The sequence below is a fragment of the Marilutibacter spongiae genome (genome assembly GCF_014145325.1).
Taxonomy (GTDB): domain Bacteria; phylum Pseudomonadota; class Gammaproteobacteria; order Xanthomonadales; family Xanthomonadaceae; genus Marilutibacter; species Marilutibacter spongiae.
This window is the reverse complement of sequence record NZ_JACHTF010000013.1, coordinates 13,042-39,449: the sequence shown is the minus strand read 5'-3', so window position 1 is coordinate 39,449 and position 26,408 is coordinate 13,042. Positions and strand designations below refer to the sequence as shown.

The 26,408-nt window shown below is 70.7% G+C and carries 21 protein-coding genes; 10 read left to right on the top strand and 11 right to left on the bottom strand.

Annotated features, from left to right (window positions below):
* Positions 1 to 27: 27 nt before the first annotated feature.
* The 5 genes from tsaC to H4F98_RS12120 all read left to right on the top strand — a co-directional run bounded on the left by tsaC (position 28) and on the right by H4F98_RS12120 (position 3,676).
* The gene (gene tsaC, locus H4F98_RS12140; protein WP_182688034.1) at positions 28 to 591 is read left to right on the top strand and encodes an L-threonylcarbamoyladenylate synthase type 1 TsaC; all 564 of its coding nucleotides are present in this window, start codon (positions 28 to 30) and stop codon (positions 589 to 591) included.
* Between the two features lie 83 nt (positions 592 to 674).
* The gene (locus H4F98_RS12135; protein ID WP_182688033.1) at positions 675 to 1,295 is read left to right on the top strand and encodes a DUF1579 family protein; all 621 of its coding nucleotides are present in this window, start codon (positions 675 to 677) and stop codon (positions 1,293 to 1,295) included.
* 55 nt (positions 1,296 to 1,350) lie between these two features.
* A complete protein-coding gene (locus H4F98_RS12130; RefSeq protein ID WP_246373145.1) occupies positions 1,351 to 2,076 on the top strand; it encodes a DUF4124 domain-containing protein in 726 nt (241 codons plus the stop codon).
* Positions 2,076 to 2,960, top strand: coding sequence for a DUF4124 domain-containing protein (locus H4F98_RS12125; protein ID WP_182688031.1), 885 nt, complete (start codon positions 2,076 to 2,078; stop codon positions 2,958 to 2,960). Before H4F98_RS12130 ends, H4F98_RS12125 begins: the two co-directional genes overlap by 1 nt.
* Positions 2,957 to 3,676, top strand: coding sequence for a hypothetical protein (locus H4F98_RS12120; protein WP_182688030.1), 720 nt, complete (start codon positions 2,957 to 2,959; stop codon positions 3,674 to 3,676). The genes H4F98_RS12125 and H4F98_RS12120 overlap by 4 nt, the downstream gene beginning before the upstream one ends.
* On the opposite strand, the gene H4F98_RS12115 is transcribed toward H4F98_RS12120, so the two are convergent.
* Positions 3,664 to 4,440 carry an SDR family oxidoreductase gene (locus H4F98_RS12115; RefSeq protein ID WP_182688029.1) on the bottom strand — a complete coding sequence of 259 codons (777 nt, stop codon included), beginning with the start codon at positions 4,438 to 4,440 and terminating at the stop codon, positions 3,664 to 3,666. The two genes, H4F98_RS12120 and H4F98_RS12115, sit on opposite strands and share 13 nt — an antisense overlap.
* A gap of 91 nt (positions 4,441 to 4,531) precedes the next feature.
* On the opposite strand from H4F98_RS12115, the gene H4F98_RS12110 reads away from it, so the two are divergent.
* Positions 4,532 to 4,777 carry a hypothetical protein gene (locus H4F98_RS12110; protein WP_246373143.1) on the top strand — a complete coding sequence of 82 codons (246 nt, stop codon included), beginning with the start codon at positions 4,532 to 4,534 and terminating at the stop codon, positions 4,775 to 4,777.
* Between the two features lie 366 nt (positions 4,778 to 5,143).
* Here H4F98_RS12110 and sppA read toward each other — a convergent pair whose 3' ends face one another.
* Complete coding sequence (gene sppA, locus H4F98_RS12105) at positions 5,144 to 7,030, bottom strand: signal peptide peptidase SppA (protein ID WP_182688028.1); 1,887 nt, start codon at positions 7,028 to 7,030, stop codon at positions 5,144 to 5,146.
* A gap of 95 nt (positions 7,031 to 7,125) precedes the next feature.
* Positions 7,126 to 8,496 carry an MATE family efflux transporter gene (locus H4F98_RS12100; protein WP_182688026.1) on the bottom strand — a complete coding sequence of 457 codons (1,371 nt, stop codon included), beginning with the start codon at positions 8,494 to 8,496 and terminating at the stop codon, positions 7,126 to 7,128.
* A gap of 124 nt (positions 8,497 to 8,620) precedes the next feature.
* Here H4F98_RS12100 and H4F98_RS12095 point away from each other — a divergent pair, with 124 nt between their 5' ends.
* Together H4F98_RS12095 and H4F98_RS12090 are read left to right on the top strand one after the other, a co-directional pair.
* The gene (locus H4F98_RS12095; protein WP_182688024.1) at positions 8,621 to 9,964 is read left to right on the top strand and encodes a DUF3667 domain-containing protein; all 1,344 of its coding nucleotides are present in this window, start codon (positions 8,621 to 8,623) and stop codon (positions 9,962 to 9,964) included.
* Complete coding sequence (locus H4F98_RS12090) at positions 9,961 to 10,293, top strand: DUF4286 family protein (protein ID WP_182688022.1); 333 nt, start codon at positions 9,961 to 9,963, stop codon at positions 10,291 to 10,293. The genes H4F98_RS12095 and H4F98_RS12090 overlap by 4 nt, the downstream gene beginning before the upstream one ends.
* 13 nt (positions 10,294 to 10,306) lie before the next feature.
* Here H4F98_RS12090 and H4F98_RS12085 read toward each other — a convergent pair whose 3' ends face one another.
* Together H4F98_RS12085 and H4F98_RS12080 are read right to left on the bottom strand one after the other, a co-directional pair.
* Positions 10,307 to 11,008, bottom strand: a complete 702-nt coding sequence (locus tag H4F98_RS12085) for a DUF3106 domain-containing protein (protein ID WP_182688019.1) — start codon at positions 11,006 to 11,008, stop codon at positions 10,307 to 10,309.
* Positions 10,995 to 12,059 carry a hypothetical protein gene (locus tag H4F98_RS12080; protein ID WP_182688017.1) on the bottom strand — a complete coding sequence of 355 codons (1,065 nt, stop codon included), beginning with the start codon at positions 12,057 to 12,059 and terminating at the stop codon, positions 10,995 to 10,997. Before H4F98_RS12080 ends, H4F98_RS12085 begins: the two co-directional genes overlap by 14 nt.
* Positions 12,060 to 12,576: 517 nt before the next feature.
* Between H4F98_RS12080 and H4F98_RS12075 the strand changes: the two genes are divergently transcribed.
* Positions 12,577 to 14,865 (top strand): primosomal protein N', encoded by a 2,289-nt coding sequence (locus H4F98_RS12075; RefSeq protein WP_182688015.1) that lies wholly within the window; start codon positions 12,577 to 12,579, stop codon positions 14,863 to 14,865.
* A gap of 37 nt (positions 14,866 to 14,902) precedes the next feature.
* Here H4F98_RS12075 and H4F98_RS12070 read toward each other — a convergent pair whose 3' ends face one another.
* From H4F98_RS12070 to H4F98_RS12055, 4 genes are all read right to left on the bottom strand, one after another.
* Positions 14,903 to 16,615, bottom strand: a complete 1,713-nt coding sequence (locus tag H4F98_RS12070; RefSeq protein WP_182688013.1) for a YadA-like family protein — start codon at positions 16,613 to 16,615, stop codon at positions 14,903 to 14,905.
* A gap of 287 nt (positions 16,616 to 16,902) precedes the next feature.
* Entirely contained in the window at positions 16,903 to 20,052 is a 3,150-nt protein-coding gene (locus H4F98_RS12065) for a hypothetical protein (protein ID WP_182688012.1), read from the bottom strand.
* 127 nt (positions 20,053 to 20,179) lie between these two features.
* On the bottom strand, positions 20,180 to 21,925 hold the full coding sequence (locus tag H4F98_RS12060; RefSeq protein ID WP_182688010.1) for an ATP-binding protein: 1,746 nt from the start codon (positions 21,923 to 21,925) through the stop codon (positions 20,180 to 20,182).
* 110 nt (positions 21,926 to 22,035) lie between these two features.
* Entirely contained in the window at positions 22,036 to 22,707 is a 672-nt protein-coding gene (locus H4F98_RS12055) for a response regulator transcription factor (protein WP_182688009.1), read from the bottom strand.
* 183 nt (positions 22,708 to 22,890) lie between these two features.
* On the opposite strand from H4F98_RS12055, the gene H4F98_RS12050 reads away from it, so the two are divergent.
* Positions 22,891 to 23,550, top strand: coding sequence for a glutathione S-transferase family protein (locus H4F98_RS12050; RefSeq protein ID WP_182688007.1), 660 nt, complete (start codon positions 22,891 to 22,893; stop codon positions 23,548 to 23,550).
* Here H4F98_RS12050 and H4F98_RS12045 read toward each other — a convergent pair.
* The gene (locus tag H4F98_RS12045; RefSeq protein ID WP_246373141.1) at positions 23,508 to 25,514 is read right to left on the bottom strand and encodes an alpha/beta hydrolase family protein; all 2,007 of its coding nucleotides are present in this window, start codon (positions 25,512 to 25,514) and stop codon (positions 23,508 to 23,510) included. The two genes, H4F98_RS12050 and H4F98_RS12045, sit on opposite strands and share 43 nt — an antisense overlap.
* 104 nt (positions 25,515 to 25,618) lie before the next feature.
* Positions 25,619 to 26,380, bottom strand: a complete 762-nt coding sequence (locus H4F98_RS12040) for an NYN domain-containing protein (RefSeq protein WP_182688003.1) — start codon at positions 26,378 to 26,380, stop codon at positions 25,619 to 25,621.
* Positions 26,381 to 26,408: the final 28 nt, after the last annotated feature.

The following is a 26,408-nucleotide window of genomic DNA, read 5'->3' as shown; positions in this document are numbered from 1 at the left end:
GCGCGTCACAGCTGACAGACTGCGGCCATGAGCGACTCACCCGCCCTCGACAACGCCGTCGCCGCCCTGCGCGGCGGCGGCGTCATCGCCTACCCCACCGAAGCCGTGTGGGGCCTGGGCTGCGACCCGTTCGACGAAGACGCGGTCACCCGCCTGCTGCGGATCAAGCAGCGTCCGGTGGACAAGGGCCTGATCCTGATCGCCGCACGCCCCTCGCAACTCGACGGCCTGGTCGACTGGGACGCCCTGCCGGAGGGCCGCCGCGACGACGTCCTGGCCAGCTGGCCGGGTCCCAACACCTGGGTGGTCCCGGCCACCGCCCGGGTGCCCCGCTGGGTCACCGGCGCGCATGACAGCGTCGCGGTCCGGGTAAGCGCCCACCTGCACGTGGTCGCGCTGTGCCATGCCTTCGGCGCGCCCCTGGTGTCGACCAGCGCCAACCTGGCCGGCGCGCCGCCGGCGTTCCTGCACGACCAGCTCGACCCGGACCTGCTGTCGGCGCTGGACGCGGTCGCCCCCGGCGAGACCGGCGGCATGGCCGCCCCCACCGTGATCCGGGACGCCCGCGACGGCCAGCTGATCCGGGCCTGAGCGCCACCGCATCGCCGCATGCGCCCCGCCGCGCGCGGGCGTAGGATCGGGGTACCGCCCACCGGCACCCCTGGAGCAGGCACATGACGAGCCCCGTCCACCGCGCGTTCGTGCTGGCATGCACGCTGGCGCTCGCGTCACCGTTGTACGCGCAGGATGCACCCGGCGATCCCATGGCCGCGATGAGTCCCGAACAGCAGGCCATGATGGTCGCCTGGGAAAAGGCATCCACGCCCGGCCCCGAGCACGCGCGGCTCGCCGAGCAGTTCGTCGGCCGCTGGAATGCGCGCCAGACGGTCTGGATGACCCCCGACGCCCCGCCGGCGACCGCGACCGCACGGGCCACCACCACCGCCGAGTTCGGCGGCCGCCAGGTGCGCATGGCCTACAGCGGCGAGATCATGGGGGCGCAACTGGAGGGCGTGGGCCACACCGGCTACGACAACGTCCGTGGCGAGTACACCGCCGTGTGGATGGACAACATGTCCACCAGTACGTCCACGATGAGCGGCCGGTACGACGCCGCGAGCCGGACCTACACGTTCAGGGGCCAGTGGCCCGACCCGATGGACGCTGGATCGATGCTGCAGGTGCGCGAGACCCTGCGCATCGTCGATGCCGACCATCACGTGATGGACATGTACGAAACGCATGCCGGCGAGGAACGCCACACCATGCGGATCGAATTCAGCCGGGCCGAATAGGCGGGCGTTCATCCCCGCGCTTTCCCGGCGCGGCCGCAGGGCGCAAGATGGCGGCATGCGCACGACGCTTACCGCCGCCCGCCCCGCGCCCCGCGTGCTCCCGGCCCTGTGCCTGGCCGGCGCGCTCGCATGCGGGAACGGCGTGGCCGAGACGGTCACCATCTACCGCTGCACGGATGGCCAGGGCCGCCTGAGCCTGCGCGACACCCCATGCAAGCCCGGCGAGCGCGAACAGGTCCAGACCATGCGCCGGCCGGTGGATCCGCCGCCCGCGGCGGCCCCGGCACCGGCGCCCGCGACACCGGCAGCGGTGCCCGCCCCGGCCGCGCCGCAGGTCGTCTATCTGCAAGCCCCCCGCCCGATGTACGAATGCACCACGCCCGATGGCGAGACCTACACGAGCGATACGCCGGAAGGCAATCCGCGCTGGGTGCCGTTGTGGACGCTCGGCTACCCCGTCGCGACGGGACCCGTGCACGGTGGCGGCTACCGGGGGCGCGTGGACATCGGCGGTGGCAACGTGAGGGGCCGCATCGACGTCGGCGGCGGCTACCGGCACGGCGGCAGCCCACCGCTGGCGACGGTCGGCTATCCGGCGGGTACCTGGATACGCGACACCTGCAATGCCCTGCCCCAGCGCGAGGTCTGCGATCGCCTGCGTGATCGCCGCTATGCGCTGGATCGCCGTTACAACAGCGCGCTGCAAAGCGAGCGCCACGCCATCGACGAAGAGCAGCGTGGCATCGACGCACGCCTCGCCAACGACTGCCGGAATCCCTGATGCCCCGTTGCCCCAGCCTCGACGCGCCGGGCGGCGCACGCCACAGCCTGTTCCAGCGCGCGACGCGCCCGCTGATCCTGGCCGGCCTTGCCAGCGCGGTCGGCGTCGCCATGTTCGCCACCGGGCCCACGCAGGCCCAGACCACGCTGTACCGGTGCACCGATGCCGGGGGCAACCTGACCATCCAGAGCGCGCCCTGCCCGGCCGGCACCGACGAACGCAAGCAGGTGGTCAACGACCTGCCCAGCGCGCCGCCGGTGGCGCCGCGCCCGGCCTCGACGCTGCCCGAACCCGAGTGGCAGATCGCGCCGGAACCCGCCGCAGCGCCGCCGGCCCCGTCCGCGGTGCTCGCGCCGAAGGAGGCGCCCGCGCCCGACCCGGCCGCGATGCCAACGCCGGGCCAACCGATCGTGCGCGCGATCCCCCTGGAAACCCGCTCGGACGGTATCGGCGTGGGCGGCGAGAGCATCTCCGACTTCCAGTTGCTCGACTCGGGCACGCCGCTCGCCGAACGCGCACCAGACGCGGACGCGGACGCGCACGAGGCGGATGGCGATGAAGCCACGCCCTTGCCGCCGCTGTACGACTGTCGCACCTGGGACAACGACCGCTATTTCGGCGACCTCGCGGAACCGCCACCGCGCTGCGCGCCCTTGCAGACGGTCGGCATCGGCGGCAATCCCGGCATCGGCGCGGGCAGTGCCTGCGAGATGCGTGACGACAGCTGCAGCGCCGTGCCCGATGACGGCCTGTGCGATGCCTGGCTGCACCGGCTGCGCGATGAGCAGGCCAAGCTGGTGTTCGCCCGCAGCGACGATCCCGCGGCCACGCGCGCGGAGGTCGGGCGCATCGAGGGCCTGATCCGCGCGAGCCGTTGCCGATGACGGCGGACGAGCGTTCCCGCCGACCGGCGCAGGCGCGCTGGACACCTGCGGGCCCGACGGCGCCCGACGCCGCCGGTCGCCCCATCCGCAATACGCTGTTCAACCTCGTGGCGCTGCTGCTCGTCGGCGTGCTGGTCGTCGTCCTGGTCGTCCTGGCCCGTCTACGGCATGTGCCGTCCGTACCGTACTTTCCTGCCGACAGCCTGCCGCACGGGCTCGCCGAGCGTTACGGAAAGCAGCTGGAAGCGCTGGGCGAACCCCCCTTGCCGCGCGGGCCAGACGCCGGTTTCCAGCTGCGCATGCTGCGCATGCCGGCGTTCGAAGGCGCCAGCAGCGTGCGCTACGCCTTCGTGGACGCGAACGGCCTGCGCCGCCACGCGGTGCGCCAGCCCGGCACCGGCAACGCACGCGAGGTGGTGCTGGTCAGGCAGGCCGGATTGCCAGTCGAGGCGAGGTCCGACATGGTGCGGCTGCTGGCGGACACGGGCTTCTGGTCGATGCCGTCCATCGAACCGGAAACAACCGCGCCGCGGGTCAAGGATGGCAGCCAGGTACTGGTGGAGGCCTACCTCGACGGTCGCTACCACCTGGTCGCCCGGATCAGTCCGGAAATCGAAGCCCCGTCGCGCGGCCTCGCGCCGATGGCGGCCCTGCTGGACGAGGAACTGGGCGGGCAAGCGGCCGCGACCGTGGCCGCCCCGGATCAGAACCCGTAGCGCAGGAAGCCCCCGTCCACGGCAATGCACTCGCCGGTGATGTAGGCCGCGGCCGGCAGGCAGAGGAATGCCACGGCGGCGGCGACTTCCTCGGGCTCGCCGACGCGACCGAGCGGCGTGCGCAGCAGGACCTCGTCGAGATAGTCGGGATCGGCCAGCTTGCCGGACGTGCGCCGCGTGCGGATGTACCACGGCGCGACGGCGTTGACCCGCACACCGTCCTCGGCCCATTCCACCGCCAGGTTGCGGGTCATCTGGTGCATCGCCGCCTTGCTCATGCCGTAGGGCACGCCGGTGCGCACCGCGGTGCTGCCCGACACGCTGCCGACGTTGACGATGCTCGAGGCCGCGTGCCGGGTGAGCAGCGGATGCAGGTAACGCGAGAGCTCGAAGGCGGCGAAGGTGTTGACCTCGAAGATCGCGCGCCACTCGTCGTCGGCGTACTCGGTCGCGGGCTTGCTCAGGTTGCCCCCGGCGTTGTTGACCAGGACGTGCAGGCCTTCGCCGAAGTCTTCCACCCAGTCCAGCAGCTCGCGGCGCTGTTCGTCGTCGGCGACGTCGGCGGCGAACCACTCGATGTCGCTTTCGGGGAATTCCTCGCGCAGTTCATCGCGCACCGCATCCAGGGCATCGGCGTCGCGCGCGGCCAGCAGGACGTCGGCGCCGAAGCCCAGCAGCTCGCGGGCGATGGCCTGTCCGATCCCGGCGCTGCCGCCGGTCACCAGCGCCAGTTGTCCGTCCAGTCGCCAACGGTTGGGGTCCATGCCTGCTCCTCCTCGCAGCGCGCCTTCAAGGGCGTGCGTGTCGTCGTAGCATAGCGCCTGATCGTCGCGACCCGACCGCCAGGAGACGCCCATGTCCCGTCTGCACCGGATGACCCTCGCCACCGCAATGCTGGCCGCCCTCTCGCTGGGCGCCTGCAGCAAGCCCGAAGCGCCCGACAAGGAACAGCCGCCGGAGCCGCAGGCCACCCCCGCCAGCGACGCGACCGGGATGCGCGATGCGATCCAGGCGCCGATCGACGAGGCCAAGGCCGCCGGACAAGCCGTCCAGGATGCCGCCCAGGCCCAGGACGACGCGATCGAGGCCGCGGGCGGCTGAGGCTCGGCTGGCGACGCGCGCGCGCCAGCCACGACCCCGCCAGGGGAACGCGCTTGAAAGCACCAGAAGCCCGCCGCCGCGAGCCGTAGGTGGGTCGAGCGCAGCGATACCCGTTATCGCGCGCCTGGACGCATGCACGCTCGAGAGCGAAGGCCCGGGTCAGGGCCAGGACGAAAGCTGGATCCCAGCGTACGCTGGGATCCAGCGCCTGATGGCCTGGGTGGGAACGCGCCGGGCGCGCGATCGGCACGGCGCCGACCCGGACAGCGTCAGCCCCCATCTGCGCAGTGGTGATGCCACGCAAAAGAAGAACGCCCCGGCATGGCCGGGGCGTCTTTCAACCTGCGCTCGCTTGCGAGCGTTGGATCAGAGCTTGCAGAAGCAGTACGCCAGGGATTTCACCGGCACGCCCGCGGTCGGTCGGGCCGAGGCCTCGATGAAGCGCAGGTCCTGGTCGATCTGCGGGAAGGCGCGCGCCAGCATGTGCTCGCCCAGGCCACTGTGGCGCAGCAGGGCGCTGCCGGCGCGACCCTCGGCCAGGCCGGTGAAGAAGCGCTCGAACGGCGTGGCCTGCTTTTCGACATAGCGCACGGCGTAGTCGCCCTCTTCGCCCAGTTCGGCGCGCTTGGCGACGTCGGCGATGGCGGTGTCCAGGCCACCGAAGTCGTCCACCAGGCCGCGTTCGCGGGCCTGCGCGCCGCTCCAGACACGGCCGCGCGCGACCTGGTCGACCTGGTCGACGGACTTGCCGCGGGCGGCGGCGACGCGCCCGGTGAAGTCGCGATAGCCCTTCTCGATGACCGACTGGATGACCTGGCCGACTTCCGGCGCCAGTTCGCGGGTGATGTCGAAGGCCCCCGCGAAACGCGTCGTGCCGACGCCATCGCTGTGCACGCCGATCTTCTCCAGGGCGCGGGGCACGGTCGGGATGAGGCCGAAGATGCCGATCGAACCGGTGATCGTGGAGGGGTCGGCGTAGATGCGATCGGCGTTCATCGAGATCCAGTAGCCGCCCGACGCCGCCAGGTCGCCCATCGAGACCACGACCGGCTTGCCGGCTTCCTTCAGCGCGACGACCTCGCGGCGGATCTGCTCGGAGGCGAACACCTCGCCACCGGGCGAGTCGACGCGCAGCACCACGGCCTTGACCTTTTCGTCGTCGCGGGCCTCGCGCAGCAGGGCCGAGGTCGACGCACCGCCGACGGTGCCCGGCGGCTGCTCGCCGCCGCTGATCTCCCCCTCGGCGACCACCACCGCCACCTGCGGGCGCGGGTCGACGGCCTTCAGCGCGGCCTTGTCGAGGTGGGCCACGTAGGTGTCCAGGTCGATCTGGCGGAAGCCGCCGTCGGCATCCTCGTCGGCAACGCCATCCTCGAGCAGCATGTCGTCGAACTGCTCGCGGGTCTTGAGGCCGTCGACCAGCTTCTGCTCCAGCGCGTAGCGGGCAAGGTCGCCGTCCGCGGCCTGGATGCCCACGTCCATCTGCTCGACCGTGCCTGCCAGCTGCGCGGCATCGAGCTTGCGTGCCTTGGCGACGTCGGCCAGGTAACGCTGCCAGAGGTCGTTCATCCAGAACAGGTCGGCCTCCTTCGCTTCCGGCGAGGCCGCGTCCAGCACGTAGGGCTCGGCGGCGGACTTGTACTCGCCGACCTTGAACAGGTGCACGTCGACGCCAAGCTTGTCCTGCAGCAGCTCGCGGTAATAGGTGCGGTAGCGGCCCAGGCCCTCGAGCATCATGCCGCCCATCGGATCGAGGTAGAGGGCATTGGCTTCCGCCGCGACCTGGTACTGGCCCTGGCCCATGGATTCGCTGAAGGCCAGCACCGGCTTGCCGCTCTCGCGCAGCCGGGCGACGGCGCGGGCGAGTTCGCGGCGCGAGGCCATGCCACCCCCCTGCAGCCCGTCCAGCCGCAGCACGACGCGCTCGATGTGCGCGTCGTCGGCCGCCGCATCCAGCGCGCGCAGCAGGTCGCGCAACTGCACTTCACCCCCGTGCTGGCCCATCGACTTGCCGATGGCGCGCGTGACCGGGTCGGAGCTGAACTGCTCGACCAGGTTGCCCTCGGGCGCGATCACCAGCGTGCTGCGCTCGAGCAGCGGCACCGCCCGCTCGCCGCTGCCCAGGGCCACCAGGAGGATCAGCAGGAGGCCGAAGAACAGGAGGTTGAAGATCAACCGACGGGTGAAGTTCATGGCGTCCCAGAGGCCCACGAGGATGCGGGCGACGGGATTGCGTTGGACGGTGGAATTCATGGCATCACGGTGTCTGAGTCAGGCACCCAGACTACCCGAGGCCACGGTCGACGGCATCCGCCGAACGTCACCCGGACGGGCGGCCGGGCGCGCCTTCAGGCGGCATGCGGCAGCAGGCGATGCGGTTGGCTGGCGCGCATGAAGCGCACCGCCAGCAGCACCGAGGCCACCGACAGCCCCCCGATCAGGCCGATCCACATGCCCTTCGGGCCCCAGCCCAGGCCCAGCCCCAGTCCCGCGCCCAGGGGCATGCCGATGCCCCAGTACGCGATGGCGGCGAGGATCATCGGCACGCGCGTGTCCTTCAGGCCGCGCAGCGCCCCCGCCGAGAGCACCTGGATGCCATCGGGGAACTGGAACGCCGCGGCGTACAGCAACAGGCTGGCCGCCAGCGAGGCCACCGCGGCATCGGCGGTGTAGAAGCCGACCACCACGTCGTGCCCGGCCAGCAGCACGACGGCCGAGAGCAACTGGGTGCCCAGCATGATCGCGTAGCCGGCGAAGGCGGCGCGCCGCACGCCGTAGGCATCGCCGCGGCCGAGCGCATGCCCGACACGGACGGTGGTGGCCTCGGCCAGGCCCATGGGGATCATGAAGCACAGCGCGGCGACATTGATCGCGATCTGGTGCGCGGCCGCCGGCAGTTCGCCCAGGCGCCCGATCAGCAGCGCGGTGGCGATGAACAGTCCGCCCTCCATCGCCACGGTCACGCCGATCGGCAGCCCGGTCGCGAGCAGGCCACGGATGGCGGGCCAATGCGGCCGGTCGAAGCGCTCGAACAGGCGCAGGCCGGCGAAACGCGGCGAACGGCGCAGGTATACGGCGAAGCCGATTGCCTGCGCCCACATCATCGTCGCCGACGCCAGGCCCAGGCCGCCGGCGCCCAGTTCGGGCAGGCCGAACGCGCCATAGGTGAAGGCGTAGCCCATGGGTACCAGCAGCAGCAGGCCGCCGAAACCGAACAGCATGGTCGGCAGCGTCCAGTGCAGGCCATCGCACAGGTAGCGCATGCACAGGTACATCGTCAGTGCCGGCACGCCCCACCGGATCCCATCCAGGAAGGCCTGGGCGCCGGGCCGGATCTCCGGTGCGATGCCCATCGGGCCGAGCGCAAGAGTGGCCAGGCTCATGAAGGCGAACAGCAGCAGGCCCAGCCCGGCCGACAACCACAAGGCCTGCCGGAACAGGGCGCCGATGTCCTCTCGGCGACCGCGGCCATCGAGTTGCGAGACCGCCGCCGGCAGGGCCATCAGGGTGCCCATCGGGATCATGACCGGCAGCCAGAACAGGGCGGTGCCCACCGAGACGGAGGCCAGGGTGTCGGTGCCGTGGTGGCCCGCGATGACGCTGTCGACGAAGCCGATCAGGCCGGTGGCGAGATGGCCGAGCACCAGCGGCGCGGCGAGAATGGCGGAGGCGCGCACTTCGCGGCGGAAGCGCGGGCGCGGAGAGACCGGGGAAGACATGCAGGACACCGTCGGGCGACTTCGGCCGGCAGCGATCAGGTGTCGCGCGCTGGCGCCGGGTCACGGCAGCCCGTTATCTTAGCGGCAGCTTCCTGAACACGCGCGTTGACGCTTCCCGACCGACATGACCGACATTCCCGTGGCCAGCCCCGCTACCGAGGCGCCCGAGACCTCCCCGCACGGCCACTGCGAGAACTGCGACGCCGTCCTGCACGGGCACTACTGCCATGACTGCGGACAGTCCACGCACAGCCCGGTACGCCACGTCGGCCATGCCATCGAGGAAGTGTTCGAGTCCTTCTGGCACCTCGACGGCCGCGTGTTCCGCACCCTGCGCGACCTGATGGTGCCCGGGCGCGCCGCGCTCGAGTACCTGGCCGGCCATCGCGCGCGCTACATACCGCCGCTGCGGATGTTCGTGATCCTCAGCGTGCTGACCTTCTTCATCGGCCGGATCATGATCCACATCGAGGACGAGCCGGTGGTCGTCGACGCCGGCAAGGAGTCGGTGGCGCTGGCGAAGCTGGACACCGTGGAGGCGGTGGAAAAGCGCCGCGACGAGATGCTCGCGGAAATCCGCAAGGCGCGCGAAGAGGCGGCTGCCGACGGCGCCGCATTGCCCGGGGTGGACGTCGTGCTCATCACCGCCGAGACCCGCATCCGCGGCGAGGCGGCCAATCGCATCGGGCAGTTGCAGCGCGCGGAACGTCGCGCGCGGGCAAAGGCGGGCGCGGCCGGCGACGCGCCGCCCGCGGAGGCAGGCGCGCCGAATGGGGCGGAAGCCGCGACGACGCCTGCCGCCGATCCGGCGACCCCGGCGGACGCTGCAGCCGCCACGGCGACCGCCGATGCCGGCGCGACGGAAGACGCCGATGCGGGCGAAGACGGCGAGTTCGATGGCCCGCTGTTCGCCGCCGACTCCGAAGCCTGGAAGGTCGACGAGAACACGGTGAACATCAAGAGCCTGCCGGCGCCGGCCAATGCCTGGCTGAACCGCAAGTTCGCGCACATGGTCGCGAACTTCGAGCGCCTCGAAGGACGCCCCGACCTGTACCTGCAGGCGTTCCTGGGCTCGGTGCCGTCCGCGCTGTTCGTGCTGGTACCGCTGTTCGCGCTGCTGCTGAAGGTCGCCTACCTGTTCAAGCGCCGCCTTTACCTGGAGCACCTGGCGATCGCGCTCTACAGCCATTGCTTCCTGCTGGTCAGCCTGACGGTGATGTTCCTGCTGATCGGCCTGGGCGACGCCGTCGCGACCTCGCTGCCGTGGCTGTCCACGCTCACCGGGATCGCCTGGGTCCTGATCCTGCTGTGGATGCCGGTCTACCTGCTGCTGATGCAGAAGCGCGTCTACGGCCAGGGCTGGCCGATGACGCTGCTCAAGTACCTGGTGATCGGCTCGATCTACTTCTGGATGCTGACGCTGACGGCGACCTTCATGTTCCTGGCAACCATGGCGAAGACGGTATGAACGGCAACGTGGTCTACGAAGTCAACCTGGACGTCGACGCGGCGATCATCGAGGACTACCGGGCGTGGCTGGACGCGCACGTCGAGGATGTCTGCCAGCTGCCGGGCTTCATCGACGCCGACCTCTACGAGGTCATCGACCCGGCCAGCGAGCCGGGCCGCGTGGCGTTGTGCGTGCAGTACCGCATGCGCGACGCGGCGGCGTTCCAGAGCTACCTGGCCGACCATGCGCCACGCATGCGCGAAGAGGGCGAGACGCGCTTCGGCGGCCGCTACGCGGCTCGTCGCCGCGTGCTGGTACATCTGGCGAAGGAGGATTGCGGCCGCTGAGGCGAGCGCGGCCTCAGCGGTCGAGCTGCTCCCACAGCCACTGCTGGCGCCGTCCGGCGGGCGTGGCCACCAGTTCGCGTCGCAGCGCGTCGCGGTCCTGCGGCGGGGTGCGCTGGACCAGCACGTACAACTGCGCGCGCTGGGCGGCGGTCATCGCCGCCAGGACCTCGAGCAACGGCGCGCGCTGGTCGCCGGGGACCTGCGCCAACAGGCCGTGCAGGCGCCAGTAGTCCGCCCCCAGCACCGGGCCGAGCAGCCAGCCCCGTTGCACGCTCGTGTCCAGGGCCTGGAAGCGCGCGCGCAGGGCCTCGCGCTCGTCGACCGGCCGGGCCGCGAATTCGCGCGACATGCCGCCCACCTGCTCGCGCTGCATCGGCGGCAGGGCGCGCCAGGCCTGCCAGGCCTCGCGCCGACGGCCGCGCTCGAGCGGGGGCAGGGCGTCCCAGCTCGCGGCGCGCTCGGCGAAGGCCGCACGCGCCTCGGGCGTCCAGGACTGCCAGCGCTCAACCCGCTGCCGCAGGACGGCCCGTTGTGCCGGCGGCAGCGTCTCCAGCAGGGTGTCCACGCCTTCGGGCAAGGCCGCCCCGGCACCCGCGACCTGCGCGACCGGGGGCGCCGGCAACGCCGCCGCGACCGCCGCGCTCGCGAGCAGGAGCCCAAGCCCGGCGACGGTCAGGACGCCACGGCGGGCGCTGGATGGGCTACAGCGTCGCATCGTCGTGCACCGTATCGTCGATCGGGCCTGGCGGGGTGTCGGCCGGCGGGTCGTCCGCCCCGGACCCTGACCCGGACTCGAGCGGAGGCAACATCGCGTCGGGCGCGTCCGCGCCGTCGGCGACCAGCCAACTGTAGAAGTCCATGCCGGTCGCCACTTCCGCGCCCTGGGGATCGGCGAGCAGGTCGAAATCCGGATGCAGCAGCAGCGCCGTCGCCGCGTCGTAGTTCGAGGCGGCCGCTTCGGGCGCCCCGAGCGGCTCGACCCGGACCTCGCCGATGCCGGGCGCCGAACGCGCCCAGGAGCCCTTCGACAGGCCCAGGGGGTCGAAACCCGGGAACGGCCACCAGAACGTCGCGCCGAAGGCCAGGATGCACAGGACCAGCAGGGCCCACAGCAGCCGCCTGAGACCGACGTGGGGCCGCGAGGGCTCCGCGCCCCGCCGGGCGCGCAATGGGCCTCCAGCGGCGCCGGACGCGGCCTGGGGAGCCGCGGGCGTCCCCGCGGGGCGCTCGCCGTGCAGGGCCGATTCGCGTACGCGCGCCAGGTGCGACATCCGCGGCGGGGGCAACAGGCGGATGCGCATCTGCACTTCGTCGCGCAGGCGCTGCCAGGCCTCCTGCTGGCCGACCCCGGTGCCATCCTCGGCCACGGCGCGGGCCAGGGCCAGGCGGTAGCCGGCGATGGTGACGCCGAGCACCTGCGATGCCTCGTCTTCGGTCAGTCCGGCGGCGAGGCGCAACAGGACCGCCGCGCGGGGCCCGTTGCCCAGTTCCGCCAGGCGGTCGCTGGCCGCGAGCGGGATCGCCACCGCCACGCGCCTTTGCAGTGCCGGATCGGCCAGCAGGCCGGACCAGAAGCACAGGGGCCACTGGCTCATGGGCCGCCGGTCGGCTTCGGCGCGGAAGGCATACAGTGCGGCTTCGACCGCCGCATCGCCGGCGGCGGCGTCGCCCGCCTGCAGTTCGGCCAGTACCGCGGCACGCCGCTCCACCCCGCGCATGAACGCGGCCAGGGCGGCCGAAGGGGGCGACTCGGAAGCGTCGGTCATGGCGGGCACGCGGGCATCTGCGCATGATAGCCACGCCCCGCCGGGAACCGTCCGCCGCGCCCTCGAAAAAATCCGCCGACGGCGCGGTTCCGTGACTGCGTTGGCGTCGGAGCGGCGCCACCGATTCAGGCTTGACAAGCGCGCATTCCGTGCTCCGCCAAGTGTGACGGAGGTTCTGGCCCGAAATCGGTTGTGCACAGCAGTAAGAAAACCGTCACCCGCCGGTGCCCGCCATCGCAACCCCGCCTCATGTCACCGATGTTTCACGGGTAAGTTATTGATTCAAATACTTATTCACGCGGTGGCTATTTTTTCGCCAAGCTGGCGTGAAGGCTTATTGCGCCGGGGTTACGCCCCTCTGCCGACATGACATGCACAGAGTTATCCACAGTCGATGTGGATAAGGAAATTTCTTCTTTGCATCCGGTGACTTGCGTGATTTTCATCACATGACAGGCAACAATGACCCGCAACTGAAACGAAACCGCGCGTGCGGCACTTCCCCTAGACTGCCGCGATGCCCCAGCCCCCTGCCGACGCCCGCGCCGACGCGCCCCCCGGACCGGACGCCCTGGCCTGGCGGGTCGCCCTGCCGGTCCCCCTGCCCCGCCTGTTCGACTACCTGCCGCCCGCCGACGGGGCGGTCCCGGGCGACCCGGTGGGCTGCCGGGTGCTGGTCCCGTTCGGGCGTTCGGGCGAGAAGGTCGGGGTGGTCGTGGCGACCGGGCCGCTGGAGGCCGCGGTCGCCGAGCCCAAGCGGGTGCTGGCACGAATCGACGACGCCCCCTTGTTTCGCGACGAGCTGCTCGCCTCCCTGCGCTGGCTGGCCCGCTACACCCATGCGCCGCTGGGCGAAGTCCTCGCCACCGCGCTACCCGGCCCGTTGCGGCACGGCGAAACACTGCCCGACACCCGCACCTGGGCCTGGCGGTTGACCGAGGCCGGGGCCACCGCCCTGCCCGGCCTGCGCCAGGGCAAGCCGGCGCGACTGGCCGCCCGCCTCCTGGACGCGCCGGATCCGGGCATCGGCGTCGGCGAAGACCGACTGGAGGATGCCGGCGCACCGGGCCACCTCGACGGCTGGCGCGCCGCCGCGCGCAGCCTGGCCCAGCGCGGGTACGCCGAGCGCGTGGCGATCGCCCCGTCCTTGCGCGTCCCCGAGCCCACGCCGGGGCCCGTGCTCAATGACGGGCAACAGGCCGCGGTGGACGCGATCCTCGCGAGCGCCGGCCGCTTCCACCCCTTCCTGCTGGACGGGGTAACCGGCAGCGGCAAGACCGAGGTCTACCTGCATGCGATCGCCGACTGCCTGGCGCGCGGCCGGCAGGCGCTGGTCCTGGTCCCCGAGATCGGCCTCACCCCGCAGACCCTGGCGCGCTTCCGCAGCCGCCTGGGCGTATCGGTGCATGCGCTGCATTCCGGCCTCGCCGACGGCGAGCGGGCGCGGGTCTGGGCGGCGGCGGCGCGCGGCGAAGCCCGCGTGGTGGTCGGCACGCGCTCGGCGATCTTCCTGCCCCTGCCGGATGCCGGCCTGATCGTCGTCGACGAGGAGCACGACGGCAGCTTCAAGCAGCTCGACGGCATCCGCTACCACGCCCGCGACTTCGCCCTGGTACGCGGCAAGGCGCTGGACGTGCCGGTCGTGCTCGGCAGTGCCACGCCCTCGCTGGAATCCCTGCGCAACGCGCGCGCCGACCGCTATGCGCACCTGCGCCTGCGCGAGCGCGCCGGCAACGCCCGCCCACCGCGGGTGCGGGTCGTCGACGTGCGCAAGCGCCCGCTCGAGGCCGGCCTGTCGCCGGAAATGCTGGCCGCCATCGACCAGGCGCTCGAGGCCGGCGGCCAGGTGCTGGTGTTCAAGAACCGGCGCGGCTATGCCCCGGTGCTGTTGTGCCACGACTGCGGCTGGAGCGCGCAGTGCCCGCGCTGCAGCACGCCCTTGCATGGCACGCCGATGACCGTGCACGGCGGCGGCCGGCGCCTGCAGTGCCACCACTGCGGCGCGCGCCAGCGCGTGCCCGACGCCTGCCCGGACTGTGGCGGACTGGCGTTGCAACCGCAGGGGGCCGGCACCGAGCGCATCGAGGACGCACTCAAGGCGCGCTTCCCCGATACCCCGGTACTGCGCATCGACCGCGGCAGCACCCAGCGCCGCGATGCCATGGAACGCCTGCTGGCCGAGTTCGGCGATGCGCCCGGCATCCTGGTCGGCACGCAGATGCTGGCCAAGGGCCACGACATCGCCGGGCTGACCCTGGTCGCCGTGGTCGGCATCGACGAGGGCTTGTTCAGTGCCGATTTCCGTGCGCCGGAGAAGCTCGCGCAGTTGCTGATCCAGGTCGCCGGCCGCGCCGGGCGCGCCGAGCGGCCCGGCGAAGTGCTGCTACAGACCCACCACCCCGGCCATCCCCTGCTGGAAACCCTGCTGGGCGGCGGCTATGCCGCCTTCGCCGATGCGGAGTTGCCGCAGCGCGAAGCGGCCGCGTTCCCCCCCTTCTCGCACATGGCGATGCTGCGCGCGGAGGCGCGCCAGGTCGAGGTCGCCGAAGCCTTCCTGCGCATGGCGCGTTCCGCGTTCGAGGCGTGCATGCCGACGGCGCGCGATGCGCCGTTCGAAGTCCAGGGGCCGATCCCCGCCCCCATGCCGCGACGGGCCGGTTACCAGCGCGTGCAATTGCTGCTGTCGGCCGCCAGCCGCCGCGACCTGCATGCCGTGCTCGATGGCGCATTGCCCGCCATCCACGCCGCGCCGGAGGCGCGCAAGGTGCGCTGGTCGCTCGACGTCGACCCGATCGACCTGTACTGACGCCGCGGCGCTCAATCAGCCGGACCGATCGCGTGCACTACCAGCTGAAGCCGGCACCCGCTGACACATTGCTTTCGTCGCCGGAAAAGCCGGCCGAAAGCGAGAGGCTCACACGCTCACCGAACACGCGCTGGTAGCCCATGGCGAACGCACTCTCGCCGCCCTGCGAGCCCACGCCGACACCGATGCGATTGCGGCCCGACAGTCCAGCGGTATTCAGCGCGGCTGCCGCCATCGCGCCCCCCATCGCGCCTATCCGGTCCAGGCGGCGGTCCTGGCCGCGCAAGCGCGCATCCACGTCGCTGGACAGCGCTTCGAAACGATCATTGAGCACGGCCATCTGGCTGTCGGTATAGGTATTGGCCGCTTGCAGCGCACCGTCGGCCGCCGACCGGGCATAGGTCTGCGCCACCTGCAACGTGGCCGCATCGCCGGCGGCCATGTCGTCGCGTATCGCGGCTTCCCGCGCGTTCGTATAGTTGCCCGCGGAGGCCAGCACTCCGGCATCGGCGGCATCCATCTGTCCCTTGTTCACGGCATCGCGTGCCGCGGTGCCGTCTGCGACATTGGAGATCACCGTGCCTCCGACGCCCTCCAAGGTGATCGATCCGGCGTCGCTGCCGTCGTATTCGACCGCGAGCTCGCTGCCCGGGCCGGCGGGTCCTGCCGGTCCTGCTGGTCCTGCCGGTCCTGCCGGTCCTTCGGGCCCCTGCGGACCGGGGGCGGTCGCGATGTCGTCAATACTCGCCTGCAGCTGGCCAAGGCGGGTGTCCACGGCGGCCAAGGCGTCACCGACGTTGGAGTAGCGGGCCCCCTGGATGGCGTAGGATGGCGGTGTGAGAATGCCACTCGCGTAGCTCGCGCCGCCGCCCAGCGCCGCGGCCAGCGGATGCAGCTGCGACAGGTTGACCGCGTCGGTATCGCCTTCGGCAGCCGCCACGTGGAGGAGCCGGCGCGTCTGCTCGGTGTCGAACGTGATGGTGGTGCCACTCCCGGGCAGAAAGACCGAATCGCCGGCCGCGTGCCCGAAGGACACGACCCCACTCTCCCCAGCCACGGCATACAGGCCAATGGCCACCGATCCGAACGCGGAAGACGTCGTGGTCGCCACCGGCCCGATGGCAATCGAGCTGTAGCCCTGGGCCTGGCTGGCCGCGCCGATGGCGATGCCGTAGTTGTTCCCGCTGGTATTGGCCATGGCGTTACTGCCGATCGCGATCGATCCCAGGCGAGGGGCTTGCGCGTCGGCGGTGCCGATGTCGCTGGCGGCCGCGCCGATGGCGAAGTAGGGCGATCCGCTTGCGGCCATCGCCGCGTTGAGCTGGCGCAGGTTGACCGCATCGGTGGCGTCGACGCCGTCGGCCAGGTGGGTCGGACGGCGATCGAGATCGCTCCCGAACGGGTCGCCCAGCGCGTCGAGGTCACGTGCGCCGTGACCCAGCGAGACCGTGTCGTCGGCACCGGCCACCGAATCACTGCCCACCGCCACGCTACGCGCGCCCGACGCCCGGCTGGCGTCGCCCAGCGCCGCGGACCCCGCTCCGGTCGCGACCGCACCCGGGCCGCAGGCCAATGCGTTCGCCTGGTCAGTATCGTCGCCCGCGTCGGCGCCTCCGTCGCCCGCCGGGGTACCGGAGGCATCGAGCAAGTCGCAGGTGGTGCCGGCGACCACCGGCGTGATCATGCTGCCCACCGACAGGACGATGGCAAGCGCAAGTGGGCACAGCGCCCGGGCAGATGGTTTCGACATGGAGATCCCTCGCTCGTGACCGACGCCGAGAGGTTCCAAAGGTTGATCCCCCCAAGCGGAATGCCGGGACGTTACGCGCCAGCGGGGCGGCCCGCATCGCCGAAATCAGGTAGCGCCAGGCCCCTGCACCGCTACGCCGATGCAGCCATCGCCCGCGGCATGCCGCATCCGACCGCGTTCTCGCGAAGTGGCTGGACGCCCGGGGACGAGGGCGCGCATGGCCAGTCGCGGCCGGACTCCGCTCCGGGACACGCATCGCCGCCGGGGTACCGCCTGCTCGCTTGCCGCTACGCGCCTTTCCGCATGACCGTCCGGCAAGCGGCGCAACAGAAAAGATATTCGGCCTGGGCCTTGCCGATGGAGATCGGGATCGTCACGCCAACCGGCACTTCGGTCCAAGGCCCCACATGACCACACGCCAGGCACACCTGGGCCGGGTCCTCGCGCACCACGGCTGCGCCCTTGGGTACGTGGAGGAGGACGTCGGCGTTGGCCACGCCGACCAGGGTCACCGTCATGCTGGCGGGAGCGCCGTGCTCGTGGTCCTTGGACGCGGCCCGCCAGCCGGACACACCGGACGCGTCGTCGAAGACCGGAGATGAACCCAGCAGGAAGTTGTCGACGTCCGGATGCAATCGGACGCCACCGCCGAGGAATCGCTCGTGGCGATCGGGCCGCGCCAGGTGCACGTCCGGATGCGCGCAGGCCTTCGCCGTCTGGTGGAGGTAGAGGGGCGCCAGGCGGGTACCGTTGCGCGGTCGCAGGCCAATGGCAATCCCCGTCAGCACGTGCTCGGATTCCTTCAGGCAACTGCGCGAGGCCACGCGAAAGCCAGGGCCGGGCATGGCCCTGGCCTGGACATCGGACGCAAGGTCGAACCCGCACTGCGTCAGCACGGCCCAACCAAAGCGGTCGATCTGGCCGCCGCCGCCGGTCACCAGGTACCCGGTCTCCACGTCCACATGCAGCGATTGGGACGTGGCCGTGCCCTGGGTCCGACGACCGAACAGGCGGACGTCCCACTCGTCTTCGGGGTCGTACACTGCGACGACCGTGATTTCGTGCTCCTCGCTCGAGGCGAACTTGATGTCGCGCATCTCCGCGTGCCAGGCCCAGCGTGCCAGCGTCGGGTCGTAGCTTGGGTAGCTGGAGACGACGAAATTCCCTTCCACCGTCTGCAGCGTGCGTACGCCGCCGGAGAGGATCTTGTAATGTTCGGGAAGCTCCAGCGCGGCACGCCGGGTCCTGCTGGCGTCGAAGGTCTTGCGGAAACAGCACACGTGCAGCGGCGGTGGACGCATCAACAGCTCGACCGCCGCCACCAGTCCCTCCACGGAATCGGCATGCGCCAACGCATCGTGCTGCGCGAGTTCCGGATCCAGCGCCAACAGTTCGGGCAGGAAGAAGTCGCGTACCCAACTGCGTTCCAGCAGCCGGGCCACACGGTCCTTCTGCGCATCGCTCAAGCCGTCGACGATCGCATCGGCCAGCAGCGTCCACACGCCGACGGGGCGCAGCCGGTCGACGACCCTCCACCCATGGTTCTTGCCCAGGCTGTGCTTCCACAGGTCCGCAGGGAGCCCCGGCAGGCCGCCCACGGCGTGCGAGCTTATGTCGACGCGCACTGACTTGAGCTGCTTCCGCTCGTCCTTGCTGAAGCCCTCGGCCTCCGCCTTCTCGCCCTCGTTGGCCGTCGCAGCACTGCCCATGAAGTTGAGGCCCACGTAGGTGGCCGCGCCGGATGCTTTCCAGCCCGTCGCCAGGCTCGCCGCCCGGGACAACACCCCGATACCGTCTTCGGCGAGCGCCTCGGCCTTTACCACGGTCTTGTAACAGCCTCCCAGCCTGGTTTCCCGGAACAGGTGGCTGCCGAATTCCTCGATGAACCCCCGGGCGAGCGCCTGCGCCCGTTGCTCGTCGGCTTCGGCGGCGATGCGTGCCACCGCGACGGTGGCGGCGCGCGTCAGCCGAGCCCCAACGGACGGCAAGCGCACGCGCGCGCAGGTGAGTTCGATCTTCCGCACCGCGAATTTGTTGGCCTGGCTACGCCGCCCAGCCGTGGTGGACTCCTTCTGTGCGTACCGGGCGCGCGCATGGGAGCCGGCCATGCTCAGCGCGAACAGCCCGGCCTGGCCGATACCGCCTCCACTGGCGCGTTCGGAGGTGGAGAATGCCGAGGACGACCGTTCGACCGTCTTCTCCGCGTACTGGTAGGCGGATTCGCTCTCGAACTGCGCGATACTCTCGCGATAGCCTTCGTTGCTGTAGCTCACGCTCGCGGCCACGTCCACCAGCTCCGGGCCGCAGGCATCGCGCACGCCGGCCACGCTGAGCAAGACGCCGCGACGCAGATCGTTGTACTCGACGAGCGCGTCGTTCGACAGCGACGCCTCCTTGCGCTGCGCGGCCAGCACGTCCTTGCCCACGGCCTCGCCGAGGTCCCTGCCGATGTCGGCCAGCGTGTCGGTCAACGTCCCCCGGGTGGCGAAGGCACCCTTTTCCAATCGCGCCAATGCACCGTCCACCCCGGCACGCTCGAGCATCGCGCCCAGCTCTGCTTCGGCGCGCTTCTTCAGCGTCGCCATGTCGGCGCTGGCATCGGCGGCACAGGCAGCGCGAAGCTCCTCGACCTTGGCGATCGCCTCTTCTACCCGCTTGCGGCGCGCCTGCGCCTGCTCGGACATGACGCTGTCGGCCTGGATCGACGGCTTCGAGCGCGCCGCCACGTCGTCGGCGGAAAGCTTCTTGAGCAGGTTGGCGGCGCTATCGGAACCGGGAAAGCTGCGTCCGTCGATCACGGCGCCCTTGCGCAGGTCGGCCTCCAGGGCATCCCGGCGCCCGGGATCGCCGCACAGATCCTGCAGGGACTGGACCGAGTAGACGCCATGCTCCTCGAACATGGGCACGCTGGCCGAGGGCAAGCCCTCTTGGGACAGATACTCCTTGAGTTCCGTCGTGGCCTCGTAGCGCTGCCGCTGCAGAGGCGCCGAAGCCGGCTCGCGCGCCTTGCGGAACGCCTTGACGTCTCCATCGATAGCGTCGCCGTCAAGTGCGTCGAACGCAGCAAGCGCGGCCCGGTAGCCGGCCGGCAGTGCGGCGTCCTCCACGACCGCCTCGGCCCGCGCCGTCTTCCTGGAAGGCGCCGGGCGCGCCTTTCCCTCGCTGGGGATCTGCGATCCCGATGCGTCGTCCTTGCCGGGTGACGGGTCGGGGGTAGGGTCCACGACGGTCCGCTTGAAGGCCTCTCGCAAGGAAGCCTTCAGGTCGGACACCTTGATCAACGCGGCGAATGCGTCCAGTGAATCCACCTGCTGCGATATCAGCAGGCCGAAGAAAGGGCCGACCAGACGCGAGGCGAGGAACGACTTGAGCTCCTCCAGGTCGCTTGAGAGGTCCTGGTTCGCGCTGGAGGGGGGCGGCACCTTGTTGGCAGACATTGCAAGCTCCTTCCTGCATGGGGACACAAGACCCAACGCGTGCCGTGCGCGCGCGTGATCACCCACCCACGATGCGTCGGCACCGATGGCCGCGACATCCCCGAAACCGGGTAGCGACGCGCGCGGCTCAGGCCGGGACGGGCACGCGCACGTGCAGCGCCGTGCCTGCCTGCCCCGACACGATGTGCAGCGCGCCACCGAGGCGCTGCGCGCGCAGGCGCATGCTGGCCATGCCAGCGCCGCTGCCGGGGAGGGCGGTCCCGCCGAGGCCGCGGCCATCGTCCTCGATGCTGACCTGCAACATCGCGCCGACCCGTCTCAACCTGACGTCGACCCGGCGCGCGCCACTGTGCCTGAGGGCATTGGCCAGGGCCTCCTGCAAGAGCCGCAGCAGGTCGAGGGTACGGGCACTGTCCAGCTCGACTCCCTCCAGGTCCAGCAAGTGCCAGCGAAGGTCGACGCCGGCGTTCTCCGTCAGGCGGGCGAGGCGATGTCGCAAGGGGGCCACCTGCGCGAGCAGGTCCGCATGTTCGCGCGCGGTACTGTCGATCACCAGGCGGAGGTCGTCGCGCAGGTCACGCAGTATCGCGACGAGCCGGTGCTTCGGAGTCTCCTCGGGCGCCGCCTCCAGTTGCGCGATCGTCGCGACCAGGGTGCCGCCAAAGCCATCGTGCAGGTCGCGCACCAATTGCAGGCGTTCTCCCGCCCGACCGTGCGCGAGCTCCAGCGCATGCTGCCGCGACAGCGTCGCGGCCAGCTCGCCGGTGGCCGCATCGACCTCGCGCCTGAGCTCCCGGTTGAAGCCTTCCACGCGCCGCATCGCGGTCACGAAACGGTAGGAAAGCACGAATCCGATGCCCACCAGGGTCAACACCGAGGTCAGGCTGAGCCAATAGGTGGTGCCCTCCACCCAGCCAAAGAAGAGCGCGAAATCGTGGAACGACACCAGCACCGGCAGCAACAGGCAAGCGGCCAGTACAAGGGCGTCGGGTCGCTTGCTGCGCCAGGCCTGCAGCAGGAACCAGGCAATGGCGGCGTAGTAGCACAGGCCACCGGCGGCGAACCACAGGTTGCGATGGTGCCCCATCCAGGCGGGCGCCAATGCCGCCGAGAGCAGTGCCGCCGCCGCGAGCACGCCCAGCGCACGCTCGGTTCGCCGATGGTGGCGCTCGCAGTACCGGAGCAGGAACAGGGCATACGAGGCCGCCGCGACCACGTAGAACGCGGCATTGAATGCCTGCCAGGCGTCGGTGCCCGGCAAGGGCCAGGTCGTGATGGCGATGTGGTTGTAGCCATACAGGGCGCCTGCCAGTTCGGTCAACGCGAACCAGCCATAGACGCTGTCCTTGGTGCGCAACAACCACACCAGCAGGAATACGCCCCCCAGGACCACCGCCATCGCCAGGTTGATGAGCTTGATGTCGTAGCGCTGGAACCGTTCGCCGAGGTAGCGCTGCTGCAGCGCGTGCGGATCGCCTACGCGTACCGCGCCCGCACCGGGTTGGTAGGCGGCCATGCCGGAAACCCGCAGCCACACGGTGTTCTCGCCCGCGCGCAGCAGCGCCGGCGGGAGCAGCGCATAGTGCGGGGAATGCCAGGTGCGCGACAGTGGTTCCACGAGGCTGGGATCGCGCGCCACCGCCTGCCCGTTGACGTAGACCGCGCCACTCATGCTCATGTAGTCGGCAAGCAGCGCGGTCGGCCGGAGCGGATCGTCCTGGTGCCAGTGCAGGCGATACCAGACCACCCCGTCATGGCGGGGCCAGCGCTCCTGCCACAGGTCCATCAACGTCACCTGGACCCACCCGGAGGCCGGCGGCACCTCGGCGTGCCAGGTCGAGCGCGCAGCCTCGCCACGATCGAGCACGGTCACCCCTGGCTCCGCTCCCGCCGCGACGCCGGCCGTGGCAAGAACCAGCAATGCGATCACGAGCCGGCACCATCGGCGACACTGGCGTCGCGCAGCGACGGCGCGTGCCGGGTTCAGTCGAGTAGACCCAGCGCGCGCGCCTCGAACACCGCCGAGGTGCGCGAGCCCACGGAAAGCTTGCGGTAGATGTTCTTGGTATGGCATTCGATGGTGAGTCGGGACAAAGCCAGCAGGTCGGCGATCTCGCGGTTGCTGAAGCCCCGGGCCACGAGGCGCAGGATCTCGTGTTCGCGTCCAGACAGCGGCGGCGCGGATTCGGGCGACGGCGTCGCGTCCATGGGCGCCGGCGGCACCAGCGCGAGTATGCGCCGCGCGATCAGTGGATCGATCGGCGCGCCGCCGCGCCGCAGACTCTCGAGCGATGACTTCAGCTCTTCGTCGTCGCGATCCTTGAGCAGGTAGCCGATCGCTCCCGCCCGCACCGCCGCCAGGATCGTGTCCTCCGCGGCGAACGCCGAGACGATCACCGACGAGGGGCCGTCCAGACGACGGGTAATCCACGCGACCAGGTCGATGCCATTCCCGTCGGGCAGGTTCACGTCGACCAGCGCCAGCGCACATGGTTGGCGCTGCAGGTGTTCGCGCGCCTCGACCATCCCGGCCACAGCATCGATGCGTGCCGCCGCCCCGGCCAGATCGCGCATCAGCCGGAGCAGGCGAGTGCGCGTCGCCGCATCGTCCTCCACGATCAGTACCGGATTGAACTCGATCGACTGCGCTTGCATGACGTCCCCTGCCCCTTGCCCCCTGCCCCCTGCCCCCGCGGGGACGCCAGTGTATCAGTGCACGATGAAGAGCCACGTCCTCGCAGGCGGCACGATCATGGTGTCGGACGATGAGGTTCGTCGGCCCGGGTGTCTAGATGGCCACCCTCCATCCGTCGTCAAGATAAACCCGGAGGCACGCCCATGACCCTGCAGCTCTACGCCCACCCGTTCTCGTCGTACTGCCAGAAGGCGCTGGTCGCCCTGTACGAGAACGCCACCCCGTTCGAGTTCCGCATGCTGTCGCCGGAACATCCGTCGCATGTGCGCGAGTTCGAGGCGTTCTGGCCGATCAAGCGCTTCCCGCTGCTGCGCGATGGCGCGCGCGTGGTGCCCGAGGCGACGATCATCATCGAGTACCTGCAACTGCACCATCCCGGCCCGATCATGCTGCTGCCCGACGACCCCGGGCTCGCGCTGGAGGCGCGACGGCTGGACCGCTTCTTCGACAACTACGTCTCGACGCCGCAGCAGAAGCTCGTGTTCGATCGCATGCGCGCCGAACCCGACCGCGACCCGGTGGGCGTCGCCGACGCGCGCCGCATGCTGGAGACCGCCTACCGCTGGCTGGACCACGAGCTGGAGGGCCGCGAATGGGCGATCGGCGACCGCTTCACCCTGGCCGACTGCGCCGCGGCGCCCGCGCTGTTCTACGCCGACTGGTCGCACCCGATCGACCCGGCCTTCGAGCGCGTGCACGCCTATCGCCGGCGACTGCTGGCCCGCCCCTCGTTCGCCCGGGCGGTCGACGAGGCCCGGCCCTACCGGCCGCTGTTCCCGCTGGGCGCACCCGACCGCGACTGAGCCTGCGCCACGTCCGCCGGATCGGCCCTTTCGCCGCCGATGTGATCGGCGAGGAAGTCGAGCAGGCGGGCGTAGAACTCGCGCCGGTGCGCATCGTCGACGAAGCCATGCCCCTCGCTGTCGTAGTAGAGGGTCTGCACGGGCACGTCGGCACGGCGGAGCGCGCGCTCCATCTGCCTGCTGTGCGAAAGCGGAGCGACCGGGTCGGCCCCGCCCGCGGCAAGGAAGACGGGCACCTTGATCGAGCCGGCCAGCGTCACCGGCGAGCGCGCCTCCAGGCTCGAACGCGAGCCCATCCAGTCGTTCGACCAGTGGCGGGCCCAATCGGCGTAACGCGAGTTGCTCGCATGCTTGGCCTCCAGGTCGTAGACGCCGACATAGCCGGCCGCGCATCGGTACAGGCCGGGGTCCCGGGCCACGCCCATCAGGGCAGCATATCCGCCGTAGCTGGCGCCGTAGATGCACACGCGCGCCGGATCGGCGACGCCTTCGTCGATCGCCCATCGGGTGGCATCGGTCAGGTCGTCCTGCATGGTCCCGCCCCACTCGCGCGCGCCCAGTTGCCGGAAGGCCCGCCCGAAGTTGCCCGAACCGCGGAAATTCACCCGGAGCACAGCGTATCCCGCCGCGGCCAGGAGCTGGGTCTCGGCATCGTACGTCCATTCGTCGAAGACGCCGAAGGGGCCGCCGTGTGGAACGATCACCATCGGCATGGCGCCCGACGTCCAGGCGGGCGGACGCGTGAGGTAGCCCTGCAGCGCCACGCCATCGCGCGCGCGGAGTTCGATGCGTGCGGTCCGCGGCAGGTCGTCGGGCGACAGCCACTCGTGCGACCGGAAGATGCCGTCGGCGCGGCGCGCCGCCATGTCGAACAGCGCATAGTCGCCACGCACGCGGTCGCTGCGCACGCGCAGCACGCCGAGGTTGCCGTCGCGGCTGAAGGAGGTGAAGTCGATCGCCGAGCCGGGCATCGACTTCTCCAGCGCGCGATAGGTACGCGCCATCGGCGAGGCTTCGTCGAAGAAGCGGTTGCGGACGCCTTCGTCCATGTACTGCACACCGATTGGCGTGCGGCCATCGCGATCATAGAGCACGGCGTACGGATCGACATGGGCATCGCGCAGCAACGGCTTGCGCTCGAGCGTCGCCACGTCCAGCACTTCGATCGCATCGGGGCCGGAGCCCTGCTGCACCCGCAGGTAGGCGACGTCGCCCGCGGCGGACAGGCCGATCGCCGAGACCACCTGCCCGCTCGATGTTTCGTCGTTGACCAGTTGCCAGTCGGCATCGTCGTCGACCCGGTAGAAGAGCTTGCGGTAGTTGCGCTCGTCGGCACCCTCCGCAAAACGCACGTGTGCGCCGGCGTCGACGGTGAAGTGCGCGCGCGACACCGGCGCCGTCGCAATGACGCGGGTCTGCCGGGATTGCATGTGCAAACGTTCGACGCGCGTGTGCGGCGTACTGTTCAACGGCGCCACCGCGACCAGGACCTCGCCGGGCGCATCGACCAGGGGATCGATCAGGGTGGCCATGTCGCGTCGTTGCGTGGCGGGCCCGTAGCGGTCGGTCATGCCGGGGTCGACCTGGCGGCCGAAGATGTTCCTGGCCTTGTTGCCATCTACATCGAACACGAACAGGTCGCCGGTCACGTACGGCATGGCCTCGCTGCCTTCGGTCTCGGCCATGGCGATGACAACGCGCGCATCGTCGATCCACCAGAAATCGGCCACTGCCGAGCCCACGCCGCCCGTGGCCTTGGAGACGAAGCTCCGTTCCTTGCGATCGATGATGACCATGCCGGTGCGATCGCCCATGGGCATGGTGGCGGCGTAATGCCGCCCGTCGGGCGAGACCTTGATCGTGCCGAACGCGTCCCGCTGCAGGAACGCGTCCAGGTCCCCCCCTGCACGCGCGGTCGATACCGTCCACGCGCACGCCAGCACGCACAGTGCAATCGCCTTCAAACGCATTCCTTTCCCCTGTTGCAGTTGCCGTCGCCACGTCCCCGCCGGTGCTCCTGCACCGGGCGTCGCCAGACTAGCCGCCGGCCCGGGCGGCGTCGAGGGGATCAGCCGCGCCGGGCGCCGCCCTTGCCGCCCTTCCCGCCCTTGGGCATGTCGCGCACCAGCACGACCTGGTTCTGGCGCTTGACCTCGAACAGGCCGATCGCCTCGATGAGGTCGCTGAGCTTGCGGTAGCCGTAGTTGCGCGGGTCGAACGAGGCCTGGTTGCCGACCTGGCTGCCGACGGCGCCCAGGTGCGCCCAGCCGTCGTCCTCGGCGGCGGCGTCGACCGCGCTGCGGAGCATCTGCAGCAGGCGGGTGTCGCCGCGCAGGGCCTTGGCCGACATGGCGCGGCTGGCGGGGCCGCCGTTGTCGTCGGCACCACTGGCCTGCCCCAGGGCCTCGACATAGGTGAACTTCGAGCACGCATTGACGAAGGGCTCGGGCGTCTGCCGCGCGCCGAAGCCGTAGACCTTCACGCCTTCGGTGAGGATGCGCATCACCAGCGGGGTGAAGTCGGCATCGGAAGAGACGATCGCGAACGCGTCCAGGCGACCGGCGTACAGCAGGTCCATCGCGTCGATCACCATCGCCATGTCCGAGGCGTTCTTGCCCTTGCTGTAGGCGAACTGCTGGATGGGCCGGATCGCGTACTCGTGCAGCACCGCTTCCCAGCCCTTCATCGCCGGGCTCTTCCAGTTGCCGTAGGCGCGGCGGACGTTGGCCGCGCCGTGGCGCGCGACCTCGGCGAGCACCACGTCGATCTTGGACGCGGGGGCATTGTCGGCGTCGATCAACAGGGCGATGCGCTTCTCGGGCTCGGCCATGCGGCCTCCGTGGACGGGGATTGGCCCC